The sequence below is a fragment of the Streptomyces sp. NPDC046759 genome, from assembly GCF_040645475.1.
Classification (GTDB): Bacteria; Actinomycetota; Actinomycetes; order Streptomycetales; family Streptomycetaceae; genus Streptomyces.
In genome coordinates this window covers 15,204-28,171 of sequence record NZ_JBEYYJ010000032.1, presented here as the reverse complement: position 1 = coordinate 28,171, position 12,968 = coordinate 15,204, and the positions used below count along the sequence as shown (strand labels likewise).

Here is a 12,968-nt window from a genome sequence, read left to right as displayed (position 1 = left end):
TGTTCACTGTGAGTAGGCGCTTGGGAGCGGCGACGATGAGCCGGGTCTATCCGTTCGACGACGCTGCGACAGCCCGGGCTGTCATCGACGACGACGGAACGCTGGTCGAGTGGAACGAGGGCGCCCGGCGCCTGCTCGGCCACGCTGCGCAGTCCGTCCTGGGCCGCCCGGCCGCCCGGCTGCTGGCCGACGACGCCCCGCCGCTCCCGCCGACGGGCCTGCGCTGGCAGGGAACCGTCGGACTGCGCCACCGCGACGGCCGTACGGTCCCGGTGTGGCTGCTCGCCCACCGTCGGACGCCGCACGACGGACACGACGGCGGCTGGGTCGTCGTCACCCCGCTGACCGGCGCACGGTCGCCCGCCGAGGACGACCCGCTCACCGCGGCCGGCCTGGTCCAGTCGCCGTGCGCGGTGGCCGTGTACGACGCGGAACTGCGGCTGCGCCGGATGAACGACGCGATGGCCGAGGTCATCGGTCTGCCGGAGGAACGCCTGCACGGCCTGCGGCTCGTGGAGATCGGCGGCAGACCGCAGAGCGAGGAACTGGAGCAGGGCATGCTCCAGGTGCTGATCACGGGCAGCCCGCTGGACGTGCAGACCGCCATGCGCGCCTGCGCCGAGGGCCCCGCCCACGCCTGGCTCGCCCGGATGGCCCCGGTCAGGGACGCGCAGGGCCGGGTGCACGGGGTGTGTCTGGCCGCGCACGACGTCACCGACAACCACCGGGCCCGGCAGCGACTGCAGCTGGTGAACGAGGCGAGCGTGCGCGTCGGCAGCACGCTGGACGTGACCCGAACGGCCGAGGAGCTGGCGGAGGTGTGCGTGCCCGCGCTCGCCGACTTCGTCACCATCGATCTGCTGGACCCGCAGGACTACGGCGGCGAACCCCCGGCCCGCCTCACGGCCCCTGTCACCCTGCGCCGGGCCGCCCACCGGTCGGTCCTGGACGGAGTTCCGGAGGCGGTGATGACGCCCGGCCAGACCGAGGAGTATCCCGAGGGCTCGCCCCAGGCGGACTCGCTGACCGCGGGCCACACGATCATCGCCTCGGTGACCGCGGGCGACACCCAGCCCTGGCTGACCTGGAACGCCAGGCGGGGCGAGCAGGTGCGCCGGTTCGGCATCCACTCCTCTATGTCGGTGCCCATCCAGGCCCGCGGGCTGACCCTCGGGGTGGCGGTGCTCACCCGGCACCGGCGCGCGGACCCGTTCGCCGCCGACGACCGGCTGCTCGCCGAGGAGATCACCACCCGGGCCGCCGTCTGCATCGACAACGCCCGCCGCTACTCCCGCGAGCGGGAGACCGCGCTCGCGCTCCAGCGCAGCCTGCTGCCCCGCACCCTGCCGCGCACGGCCGCGCTGCAGGCCTCCTCCCGCTATCTGCCGGCCGCGCGGGCCGGGGTCGGCGGCGACTGGTTCGACGTGATCCCGCTGTCCGGGATGCGGGTCGCGATGATCGTCGGGGACGTCGTCGGGCACGGCGTCGAGGCCTCGGCCACCATGGGCCGGCTGCGCACGGCCGTTCGCACGCTCGCCGACATCGACCTCGCCCCGGACGAGCTGCTGACCCACCTGAACGACCTGGTGGTCCGGCTGTCGGAGGAGTCCGGCGTCGACGCCGGCCCCGGCGAGGTCGGCGCGACCTGCCTGTACGCCGTCTACGACCCGGTGTCGAAATGCTGCACCCTGGCCCGCGCCGGGCATCCGCCGCCCGTGGTGCTGCCCCCGGGCGGCACGCCCCGCGCGCTGGAGCTCCCCGCCGGTCCCCCGCTGGGGCTGGGCGGACTGCCCTTCGAGTCCACCGAGGTGGAACTGCCCGAGGGCACCGTCATCGCCCTGTACACGGACGGGCTGGTGTGGTCCCGGGACCGGGACCCGGACACCAGCCGTGAGCTGCTGCACCAGGCGCTCGGGGCGTACGCGGACTCCCTGGACGCGACCTGCGACCACGTCCTGCACACCCTGTTGCCGCCGGGCGGCGCGGCCGACGACGTGGCGCTGCTGCTGGCCCGCACCCAGGGCCTGCCGGCCGCCCAGGTGGCGACCTGGGACATCCCGGCCGAGCCGGCGCTGGTCGCGCCGATCCGCAAGCAGGTCGTGGAGCAACTGGACGCCTGGCGGCTGAGCGAGGCCGCGTTCACGGCGGAGCTGGTGGTCAGCGAGCTGGTCACCAACGCCATCCGGTACGGCGCACACCCCATCCGGCTGCGGCTGATCCACGACGCGACCACGCTGATCTGCGAGGTGTCCGACACCAACCCCACCGCCCCGCACCTGCGCCGGGCCAAGACCTTCGACGAGGGCGGCCGCGGCCTGCTGCTGGTCGCCCAGCTCACCCAGCGCTGGGGCAGCCGGCACACCCCGGACGGCAAGACGATCTGGGCGGAACTGCCGCTGTTCGAGGAGGACCGGTAGGACCGGCCGGGCCGCGCCGACCGGCGCGCCGTGCCGGTGACCCTCGGTGTCGGAGCCGCGGGGGTGAGCTTCGTCACCCGGAGCCACTCGTCACGGTGAAACCGCCGCTCAGGAGCCCTGGGCGGCGGTTCGCGGATCCCGTCGCCGGCGCGGCGACCGCGTCCGGCGCTCCGGATCGTCCCAGGGCGGGACGCGCCCGGCGGCTCAGCCGCCCGCCAGCCAGGGGCGTACCTGTCTGCGGGCTTCGTGCAGGCGTGACTTGAGGGTGCCGAGCGGGATGCCGACGCGCTCGGCGACCTCGGCGTAGTCCAGCTGGCAGATGTCCCGGTAGACCAGCGGCGCGACCAGGTGCGGATGCGTCCGCTCCAGCCGCTCCAGTGCCTCCAGCAGGTCCACCCGCGAGCCCGCGATGACGCTGGTGGTGCGCGGGTCCACGGCGTACGACGGCTCGATGGCGGCAGGCTGCTCGGCGGCCCGGCGCTTCAGCTCGCGGTACTTCTGCCGGGCGCAGTTGGCGACCACGGTGTACAGCCAGGTGCTGAAGCGGCTGCGGCCCTCGAAGCGGGAGATGTACCGGGCCACCTGGAGCAGCACGTCCTGGGCCGCCTCCTCGGCGTCCTCCCGGCACGGCAGGAAGCGCCCGCAGCGGCGTACGACCTCCGGCCGGATCTCGGTGAGCAGCCGGTCCAGGGCCGCGCCGTCACCTGTGGCGGCCCGCCGTGCCAGGTCTTCCACCAGCGCCTGGTCCTGCACCAAGGGTCCCCCTTCGAGTCGATCTCAGGCCAGGCATGATAGTCGTATGCACTCCCCGGGCCGGATCGGCCGCTACCGCCTCGACAGGCCGCTGGGCACCGGCGCCTTCGCCACGGTGTGGCTCGCCCATGACGACGAGCTCCAGGCTCCGGTCGCGGTGAAGGTCCTCGCCGAGAACTGGGCGCACCGGCTCGACATCAGGGACCGCTTCCTGTCCGAGGCCCGGCTGCTGCGCCGGGCCGGCTCGAACCGGGTGGTGCAGGTCTACGACATCGGTGAACTCCCCGACGGCAGGCCGTACTTCGTGATGGAGTACGCCGACGGCGGCACCCTCGCCGATCTGCTGGCGGGCGGACCGCTGCCGGTGGGACACGCGCTCGCGCTGACGGCCGAGGCCGCGCGGGCCGCCGCCGCGCTGCACGAGGCGGGGATCGTGCACCGGGACATCAAACCGACCAACGTGCTGCTGCACACCGCGCCGGACGGCACCCGGCGGGTGCTGCTGGCCGATCTGGGGCTCGCCAAGAGCCTCGCACAGGCCTCGGTGCTCACGCTGGCCGCGGGCTCGGCGGGCTATCAGCCGCCGGAGCAGGCGGAGCCCGGCGAGGGCATCGACGAGCGGGCCGACGTCTACAGCCTGGGCGCGGTCGGCTACGAGCTGGTCACCGGAAGTGTGCCGGGCCCCCCGGGCAGGGTCGTCGCGCCCCGGCGGCTGCGACCGGACCTCGGTGAGGACGTGGAGCGGGTGCTGCTGCGCGCCCTGGAGCCGGACCGGGCGCGCCGCTGGCCCGGTGCCCAGGCGTTCGCGGACCAGCTGGACCGGCTGGCGGCGGGGTCGCCGGGATTCCGGCCCGGCCGGCGCCTGGACGGCGTGCGCGGCCGGCTGAACACGGTGACGCTGTCCGTGGCCGCGGTCCTCGCCGCGGCGGCGGCCGCGGTCGCGGTGACCCTGGTGATCCAGGGCGCCGGCTCCGCGGACCAGGTGCGGGTGACGGACTCGACCGGGCGGGTGGCCGTGAAGGTGCCGGCGGCCTTCGGCCGCGAGCTGCGCGACTCGGGCTGGAACCCCGGCGCGCTGGGGCTCCCCGAGGGCCACGAGCCGGGGCTCGTGGTGGCCGACGACCTGTCCCGGTGGCCCGATCTGGGTGCGGCGGTGGACGGGGTGTTCGTCGGGGTGAGCGGGCACGGCGACGTCACCGCGAAGGTGAAGGCCCTCACGCACACCGGCTGCCGTTACTCCAGCAGCCGCAGCTTCGCCGACGCCGACTGGCACGGCCTGGTGCGGGCCTGGAGCGGCTGCCCGGACGGCGGCTCGGTGACGGAGACCGCGCTGGACCCGGCGCACGGCGCCGCCCGGCCCCAGGTGTACGTGCAGGTGCGCCAGCGGGGTGACGGTGACGCGACCGACGGGATACTTCGTTCGCTGAGCGTGACCTGACGGGTGCCTGCCGGGGGTCACGACGGGGAAAAGATACCTGCGTGTTCCGAACTTTTCCGGTGCTCGGCGCATCGGAGTGTGACGACGGCGCACCCGGCGCCGTAGGCACGCGGTCCGTCGCGTGCCGTGACCATCCAGGAGTGTTGAGCGACATGGTGTACACCCCCCGGTCCGCGCGGCACGGGGCCCTGCTCGTGGGCACGGTCGCCGTGCTGGGCCTCCTGACCGCCTGTGGCAACGGCCACGACGTGCACAGCAACCCGCCCCTGACGGCCTCCGGTACGGCCGCCCCGGCGACCGGGACCACGAACAGCCCGGCGTCCACGGGGTCCGCCCCGGCCACCACCCCCACCGGCGCGGTCTCGTCGTCGGCGCCGAGGACCACACCCTCCGCGAGCGGCGGCGGTGCGAGCGCGACGGCGCCGGCGAGCACCCGCTGCCACACCTCCGAGCTGCGCGCCTCGGTGGGCCGCAACGACCCGGGGGCCGGTCAGGAGAACTTCCCGGTCGTCCTCACCAACAAGTCCGGCCGGACCTGCACCGTGCACGGCTATCCGGGGGCGGCGTTCGTGAGCGCCTCCGGCAGCACCCTCGGCCCGGACCCCAAGCGGGGGTCGGGCTCCCCGACGACGATCACCCTGCGGCCCGGGCAGAGCGCCTGGGCCGGCCTGACCTTCTCCAACCCCGGCATCAGCGGCGCCAAGACGGCCACTCCGGCCGCGCTGCTGGTCACGCCGCCGGACGAGCGGGACTCGCTGAAGGTCGCGTGGACGGGCGGAGCGGTGCCCGTCTCCGGGAACTCCTCGTCCGTGTTCCTGTCGGTGTTCAGCCCCGGCACCGCTCCCTGACCGTCCCGCACACCCCCGGTAACCCCGCTGCCCCGCTCCCCCGGCAGCGGGGTTCGTCGTGTCCCCGCCACGAGTGTCACAGGACGGCAACAGGCGCCGAAGGCCGCGATCTTTCCCGCTGACCCCGTCATCGAACCCGTCGACCCACACCGGCGAGCAGGCCCCGCAAGGGCCGTGACAAGGAAATCGGGGAGACGATGAGCGGGATATCACGCAGGCGGGTGCTGACGGCCGGCGCGGCGGCAGGTGCCCTGGGCACGCTGGCCGCGTGCTCCTCCGGCACCGGCCTCTCGGTCGGCGGCCCGGCGGGCGGCAAGGGCACCGCCCAGGCCCGGCAGGCGAAGCCGATCGGCGACGGCTCCACGGCCGACACCGGCGCCCAGCCGCACCAGCCGACGCCCGAGCGGCTGAAGCCCGGCCAGAAGCCTCCGCAGTTCGTGGTGTTCTCCTGGGACGGCGCGGGCGAGATCAGCAATCAGCTGTTCTCCCGGTTCCGGAAGGTGGCCGCCGACCACGGCGCGAAGATGACGTTCTTCCTCAGCGGCATCTACGCGCTTCCCGAGTCCAAGAAGCACCTCTACCGCCCGCCGCAGCACCCGGTCGGCGCCTCCGCCATCGGCTACCTCGCCGACCGGCACATCCACGCCACCCTCCAGCAGGTCCGCGCGGCCTGGCTGGAGGGCCACGAGATCGGCACCCACTTCAACGGGCACTTCTGCGGCGCGACCGGCGTGCGCAACTGGTCACCGGCCGAGTGGCGCAGCGAGATCGAGCAGGCCGTCGACTTCGTGACCCACTGGAAGACCAACACCGGCTTCACCGACCTGGAGCCGCTCCCCTTCGACTACCGCAAGGAGCTGATCGGCGGGCGCACGCCGTGCCTGGAGGGCCAGTCCAATCTGCTGCCCACGGCCGCGGCCCTCGGCTGGAAGTACGACGCCAGCTCCCCCGGCGGCCTGCAGATCTGGCCGGGCAAGGTGCAGGGGGGCAAGATCTGGGACTTCCCGCTGCAGTCCATACCGTTCCCCGGGCACTCCTTCCAGGTGCTGTCGATGGACTACAACATGATGTTCAACCAGTCCGGCGGCAACCCGAACGGCGACCGCACCCAGTTCGACACCTGGCGTTCCCAGGCCCGCGACGCCTATGTCGCCGGTTTCCAGCGGGCGTACACGACCAACCGCGCCCCCTTCTTCATCGGCAACCACTTCGAGCGCTGGAACGGCGGCATCTACATGGACGCCGTGGAGGAGGCCATCGGGAAGATGGCCGCGTCCGGCGACGACGTGCGGTTCGTGTCGTTCAAGCAGCTCGTGGCCTGGCTGGAGGCCCAGGACCCGGCGGTGCTGCGCAAGCTGCGCACCCTGGTGCCCGGCCAGGCCCCGACGGGCGGCTGGGAGGAATTCCTGGGGGCGCCGGGCAGCCGGTCGTCATAAGCCGTTCCGGGCCGTCTGTTTTGATGGGCGTGGCACCACGTGATCCTTTCGGAAGGACCCGCCCTGAACACCCCACTCGCCGAGGCGCTGTCCGCGTTCCTGCTCGCCGCCGTCCTCGCCTGGGCCGTCGTCCGGCCCTTCGGATGGCCGGAAGCGGTCATGGCGGTGCCCGCCGCCGGCATCGCGGTCGGCACCGGGGCGATCTCGCTGGACCACGCCCGGGCCGAGGTGGAGCGGCTCGGCCCGGTGGTGGGATTTCTGGCGGCGGTGCTGGTGCTCGCCCACTTCTGCGACGTGGAGGGCCTGTTCCAGGCCTGCGGGGCGTGGATGGCACGGTGGGCGGCGGGCCGCCCCGTCCGCCTGCTGACGGCGGTCTTCGCGCTCGCCTCGGCCATCACGGCCGTGCTGAGCCTCGACGCCACCATCGTGCTGCTCACCCCGGTGGTCTTCGCCACGGCCGCGCGCACCGGCGTACGCCCGAAACCGCATGTGTACGCCTGCACGCACCTGTCGAACACGGCGTCGCTGCTGCTGCCGGTGTCCAATCTGACGAACCTGCTGGCATTCGCGGCGAGCGGGCTGAGCTTCACCCGGTTCGCGGCGCTGATGGCGCTGCCCTGGCTGGTGGCGATCGGTGCGGAGTACGCGGTGTTCCGGCGGTTCTTCGCCCGTGACCTCGCGGCGGCGGCCCCGGCCGGCGGGGGCGCTGGTGAGCCGCCGCGGTTGCCGCTGTTCGCGCTGGTGACCGTGGCCTGCACGCTGGCGGGCTTCGTGGCGGCGTCGGCGTTCGGCGTGGAGCCGGCCTGGGTCGCGGCGGCGGGCGCGCTGGTGCTGGCCGGTCGGGCGCTGGTGCGGCGGAAGGCGACCGCGCCGGCCGTCGTGCGCGCGGCCGCCCCGGCCTTTCTCGCGTTCGTGCTCGCGCTCGGCGTCGTGGTGCGGGCGGTCGTGGACAACGGGCTCGCGGACGTACTGGGGCATGTCATGCCGAGCGGCACCGGACTGCCCGCGCTGCTGGGCGTCGCGGCACTGGCCGCGGTGCTGGCCAACCTGATCAACAATCTCCCCGCGGTGCTGGTCCTGCTGCCGCTGGCCGCGCCGGCCGGCGCGGGCGCGGTGCTGGCCGTGCTGCTCGGCGTGAACATCGGCCCCAACCTGACCTACGCCGGATCGCTGGCGACGCTGCTGTGGCGGCGGATCGTGCACCAGCACGAGCACGGCGTGGACCTCAAGGAGTTCACCCGGCTGGGCCTGGTCGCCGTGCCGTCCTCCCTCGCGGTCGCGGTGGTGGCACTGTGGGGATCGCTGCAGGTTCTCTGACGGTTTCGCGTGTGCCGAGGAGGCCGACCCGATGCGTGTGATCGCCTGGCTCGTCGAGGGCACCTGGCCCGCCTGCGTGGACGCCGTGCGCGCCCACGCACCGGAGGGCTCCGAGGTGGTGCTGCTGCACGTCAGCGGGCCCGAGGTGCCGGACCTCGCGCACGGCGCGTTCGCCGGGCTGCTCGGCCGGGGGCATCCGCGCGGGCACCTCCCGGCCGAGAGCTGGGGGAGGGATCCTGGCGACCGGCTGGAGGAGCTCGGCGGGGGTTCGGCGGCCGAGCTGCTGGACGCCGCGGCCGGGCGGCTGGGCCGGCCCTGCCGGCGCGAGGAGCGGTCGGGCCGGGTCGAGCGGGAGGTGGTGGCCACCGCCGAGGGAGCCGACCTGCTGGTGCTCGCCCGGGACGGCGACCGGTCCCGGCTCGGGCCCCGGAGCCTCGGCCCGGCCGCCCGGTTCGTCGTCGACCACGCGCCCTGCCCGGTGCTGCTGGTGTGGCCGGAGCCGGCCCCCGGCCTGGGCACGATCCCGCCGCCACCACCGCACCGTCCCTGAGTCAGCGGCGGTGGTGCCCGTAACCCCCGTATGCCCCTCCGTCGCCGTACCCCCCGTACCCTCCGCCGCCCCCGCCGCAGTAGTAGTACGAGCAGGGGTCGGCGGTGGCGGTCGGTGCGGGGACGGTGCTGGACCCGGTCGCCGTGGGAGTCGCAGTCGGCGACGCGGCGGTCCTGGAGTCGCTGGGGGTGGGCGTCGGCGCGGGGGCCGTCCGCCGGGAGGTGGCGGCCGGCGTCGGGGTGCCGTCGCCGGCCCAGTCGACGTTCTGCATCTGCAGGTCGGGATGGGCCGTGTCGACGGCCCAGCGCTGGGCGGCGCCGGTCGCGCGGGTCTTGAGGACCAGGGCGCCCGAGCCGTCGGTGGCGGCGGGGGTGAGGGCCAGCTCCTGGTTCCAGCGGGGAATCAGGGCCCCTTGAAGGGTGAAGTCGTAGCGGATGTTCCGGCCGGCCTTGCCGGTGGCCGAGCAGGGGGCGAGGCGGACCGAGTAGCCGAGGTGGGAGTCCAGGCACAGACCGGGAGCCGCGGAGTTGCGCAGCAGCCCGTCGGTCTCGTACGTCCACTGCTGGCTCGGTGTGGCGGAGCAGGCGGTGAGTTCGGTCTCGGCGCCCTCGACGGCCTTCTTCCCGACGACACCGATGCACAGGCCCGAGGCGAGACTGCGGAGCCGGCCGTGCAGGGCGCCCTGGGCCGCCGGGTTCGCGCCGGCCCAGGAGGCGCCGGGACGGGCGCCGTCCTTGCCCGGCGCCGGGGAGGACGTGTCACCGCCGGCGGGGGCCGGTCCGTCGCCGGACCCGAGCACCGCCCACAGCACCAGGGGCAGCACGACCAGACCGCTCACGGTCACCGCGGCCAGCGCGAGATGGCGCCGCCGGGCACGGGCACGGGCGGCACGCTGGGCGGAGCGGGGGGCCGGGGCGCCGTCCGCGTGACCGGGCGGCACCGCGGCGGCGGATGCCGTGTTCGGTGCGGAACCGCCACGCCGCGCGGACCCGGCGCGGCCGGCCGTGCCACCGGAGCGCCCGGATCCGGCAGACGCCGTCGGGCCGGTGGTCTCGGCCGGACCACTGCCGCGCGGGGGCTCGCCGGTGCCGACGCCGCGCGCGGACTCCGCCCGGTCACGCCGCGCGGACTCCCGGGAAGCGCGCCGGCGCGGAGATCCGGCGGATTCCGCACAGCCGACGGAACCACCCGGTCGCACGGTCTCGGCGGCACCGGACCGGACCGCGGAGCCGCCGGCGCCGCTCCCGCCCGCGGGTTCGGCCGAGCCGCTCCGGGGCACCGGCTCGGCGGCGGAGAAGGACTCGCCGAACGGCGGCGCGAACGCCGCGGCTCCGGCGTCCGGTTCGGTCTGCTGTCCGGTGCGGGCCGCGCGGCTCTGCAGGTACTCCCCGGCGCCCCAGCCGAGCACCGCCTCGGCGAGGGCGAGCCCCAGGCCGCCGTTGAACGCGGCGAGTTGGTCGGCGGTCCGGCTGCAGTGGCCGCAACCGCCCAGGTGCTGACGCAGGTCCGGGTCGATGTCGACACCGCCGCGCCGGAACGTCACGTCGAGCATGCGCTGATAGCGCCGGCACTCGTTCTCGGGGGCGAGTTCGCGGTGGACCTGGAGGCACTCCTCACGCAGCCGTTCGCCGGCCCGGTGCAGCTCGACCCGGGCGTCCTCCTCGTCCAGCCCGAGCAGGGAAGCGGGCACGGCGAGCGGTTCGGCCTCGACCTCCGTGTGCCACAGCAGGGCACGGGAGGACTGGGGCACCCGCTGGAACGCACGGGACAACTGCCGCCGCCCGGGCGGTGGCAGCAGCCGGGCGGCGGCACGCTCACCGGTGGCGCCGGACCGCAGCGCCGGATGGAGGAGTTCGTGGCGGCCGTCGGTGTCCCACTCGGCCGCGATCCGGCGGACGGCGACCAGGACATGGGGCCGCCAGGCGGCGGTCGGCCCGGCCTGCCGCAGCGATTCCCCGAAGAGCCGGGTGAAGGCGGCGGTGGTGAGCATGCCGGCGGCACGCGTGCCGTCCGTGCACAGCCGGGCGTAGGCGAAGGCCGCCGCCCAGTGCCGGTCGAGGAGTTCACCGACGGGGTGCAGCGCCGGTGTCCCTCCCGTCCACTTCTTCAGCTCGGCACTCAGTTGCTCGTCCGACCGGCCTGCCTCATTCACGACTGCATTCCTCCAGACGTGATACGGAAATTAGTCCATACCAGGCGGTATGGACGGGTGGTGAGGCTGCTCGAACGTCCACCTGAGGGGGCTCTTTTGAAGCGTGGGGGGTGTACGGGGAGCGACCTGGCGCATACAGAGGGAATGCGATGCAACCTGCGCGCCGACAGCGCACACTTTTGCACAACCGCGCACGTCTGAACAAGAGATCTCTCGATTATCGGCGATTAGGTCCGGAACGGATCCTTATTGACGCACGGTCAAACAAATCCTTATCCCTCCGCCTATCGCCCGGCCCGGTAGGCACCGGGCGGCACTCCGTAGCGCTCCCGGAAAATGCGGCTGAAATGGAAGGGACTGGTGAATCCGGAGGCCGCCGCCACCCGCTCCACCGTCAGGTCGGTGGCCTCCAGCAGCCGGGCCGCGTGCCGCAGCCGGGCCTCGCGGAGGGCCCGCATCGGCGGCTGTCCGGTGCACAGGGTGAACAGGTGCGCGAAACGGGACGGGGACAGCGCCACGCTCTCGGCGAGCGAGCGGACGGTGTGCGGGGCGCGCGGATCGGCGGCGATCAGTTCCTCGGCGTGGCGCACCCTGGCGTCCGCATCCGCTGCGGGGGGCGGCGTCCGGGCGCCGCCCACGGCGAGGAGGACCACCTCCTCCAGTGCGCTCAGGGCGAGTTCCCGCGCCAGGCTGCAGTGCGCCACACCCACCGGGTCCGGCTCGTGCGGGGTGTCCCCGGCCGGTCCCCGGGCGTCGGCGAGCATCCGGCAGAACGCCGCCTCGATCCGGCCGTGCAGGGCGCCGGGGACGGACGCTACGGCGTAGAGGCCGTCGGACACGGCGTGGGGGGCGAGCCAGGGCGTCCAGGAGGGCCGGGCCCGGCAATGGGCCCACCAGAACCGCCAGCGCTCGGCTCCGGGCGCGACGGTGTAGCGATGGCCGGTGCCCGGAGCGAGCACCACCAGATCCCCGGCGCCGGCGCGGGCCCGGGCTCCGCCCTGCCGGAGCAGGCCGCATCCGTCCAGGGTGAAGGTGAAGAGCCAGCTCGCCGAACCGCCGGGGCGGTTGACGCCGTAGCCGGACCGCCGGTCGTAGCGGCCGGTCACCACCAGTCCGGGCGGCGGGGAGGGGTCCGCGGCAGCCCTGACGGGCAGGTCCTCAGCATGCACGGGCATCCTCCCGCCGGGCGCGTCGGCCTAGCGTGGCGGACAGGTGACCACCGGACGTCGGGAGCGGACACATGACAGCCACGGACATCGACGCCATCCTGCCCGGCACGCTCCGGCAGGACTTCGAGGAGGACGGATTCACCGTCGTGCGGGGCCTGTTCGGCCGGGCCGAGACCGAACGGCTGTGCGCGACGTTCGAGGAACTGCACGCGGCCGGCCCGATGCCAGGACACCTCGCGCCGCGCCCTTGCGACCCCGACCCCTTGCGCCGGTATCCCCGGATCATGCAGCCGCACGAATACAGCGCGCCCGCACGGCAGTTGCTCCTGGACGCCCGGCTGCGGGCGGTGCTCGAGGTGCTGTTGGGCGAGGAGGTGCTGGCCGCGCAGAGCATGTTCTACTTCAAGCCGCCGGGTGCGCGGGGGCAGGCGCTGCACCAGGACAACTTCTATCTGCGGGTCGAGCCGGGCACCTGTGTGGCGGCGTGGGTGGCCTGCGAGCCGATCGACCGGGACAACGGTGGGCTCGAGGTCGTACCGGGCACCCACCGGATGGACCTGTTCTGCCCCGAACTCGCCGACGAACGGCTGTCGTTCGCCCGCGAGTACGTTCCGCCTCCGGCGGGGCTGACACCGGTGCCGGTGGATCTGGCCCCGGGTGACGCGCTGTTCTTCAACGGCAGTTTGGTGCACGGTTCGGGGCCCAACCGCACCGCGGACCGGTTCCGGCGCTCGTTCATCGGCCACTACGTGGGACGGTCGGCCGAGCGGATCGGAGGGTACTACCGGACGCTCACGATGTCGGGTGAGCGGGTTGCGCTGCCGGAGAGCGAGGGAGCCGGTCCGTGCGGCACCGAGTTCGCACCGCACGGACCCCAGTGAGTACGCG

The 12,968-nt window shown here is 74.2% G+C and carries 10 protein-coding genes; 7 read left to right on the top strand and 3 right to left on the bottom strand.

All coding sequences use genetic code 11. The features are described 5' to 3' along the window. Positions 1-35 precede the first annotated feature (35 nt). The gene (locus tag ABZ919_RS33440; RefSeq protein WP_361255298.1) at positions 36-2,417 is read left to right on the top strand and encodes a SpoIIE family protein phosphatase; all 2,382 of its coding nucleotides are present in this window, start codon (positions 36-38) and stop codon (positions 2,415-2,417) included. A gap of 204 nt (positions 2,418-2,621) precedes the next feature. On the opposite strand, the gene ABZ919_RS33435 is transcribed toward ABZ919_RS33440, so the two are convergent. Then, positions 2,622-3,170, bottom strand: coding sequence for an RNA polymerase sigma factor (locus tag ABZ919_RS33435; RefSeq protein ID WP_361255419.1), 549 nt, complete (start codon positions 3,168-3,170; stop codon positions 2,622-2,624). Between the two features lie 46 nt (positions 3,171-3,216). On the opposite strand from ABZ919_RS33435, the gene ABZ919_RS33430 reads away from it, so the two are divergent. From ABZ919_RS33430 to ABZ919_RS33410, 5 genes are all read left to right on the top strand, one after another. Then, a complete protein-coding gene (locus ABZ919_RS33430; RefSeq protein ID WP_361255295.1) occupies positions 3,217-4,608 on the top strand; it encodes a serine/threonine-protein kinase in 1,392 nt (463 codons plus the stop codon). A 152-nt stretch (positions 4,609-4,760) separates the two neighbouring features. Then, on the top strand, positions 4,761-5,456 hold the full coding sequence (locus ABZ919_RS33425; RefSeq protein ID WP_361255292.1) for a DUF4232 domain-containing protein: 696 nt from the start codon (positions 4,761-4,763) through the stop codon (positions 5,454-5,456). A 197-nt stretch (positions 5,457-5,653) separates the two neighbouring features. Next, complete coding sequence (locus ABZ919_RS33420) at positions 5,654-6,892, top strand: hypothetical protein (protein ID WP_361255289.1); 1,239 nt, start codon at positions 5,654-5,656, stop codon at positions 6,890-6,892. 39 nt (positions 6,893-6,931) lie between these two features. Continuing rightward, positions 6,932-8,209, top strand: a complete 1,278-nt coding sequence (locus tag ABZ919_RS33415) for an SLC13 family permease (protein WP_361255287.1) — start codon at positions 6,932-6,934, stop codon at positions 8,207-8,209. Positions 8,210-8,240: 31 nt separating this feature from the next. Beyond that, a complete protein-coding gene (locus ABZ919_RS33410) occupies positions 8,241-8,759 on the top strand; it encodes a universal stress protein (RefSeq protein WP_361255284.1) in 519 nt (172 codons plus the stop codon). A gap of 1 nt (position 8,760) precedes the next feature. Here the strand turns inward: ABZ919_RS33410 and ABZ919_RS33405 are convergent, their stop codons facing one another. Both ABZ919_RS33405 and ABZ919_RS33400 read right to left on the bottom strand, forming a co-directional pair. After that, entirely contained in the window at positions 8,761-10,911 is a 2,151-nt protein-coding gene (locus tag ABZ919_RS33405) for a ricin-type beta-trefoil lectin domain protein (protein ID WP_361255281.1), read from the bottom strand. A 284-nt stretch (positions 10,912-11,195) separates the two neighbouring features. Next, positions 11,196-12,086 carry a helix-turn-helix domain-containing protein gene (locus tag ABZ919_RS33400; RefSeq protein WP_361255278.1) on the bottom strand — a complete coding sequence of 297 codons (891 nt, stop codon included), beginning with the start codon at positions 12,084-12,086 and terminating at the stop codon, positions 11,196-11,198. Positions 12,087-12,151: 65 nt separating this feature from the next. On the opposite strand from ABZ919_RS33400, the gene ABZ919_RS33395 reads away from it, so the two are divergent. Beyond that, the gene (locus ABZ919_RS33395; protein WP_361255277.1) at positions 12,152-12,961 is read left to right on the top strand and encodes a phytanoyl-CoA dioxygenase family protein; all 810 of its coding nucleotides are present in this window, start codon (positions 12,152-12,154) and stop codon (positions 12,959-12,961) included. The last annotated feature ends 7 nt before the right edge of the window (positions 12,962-12,968 follow it).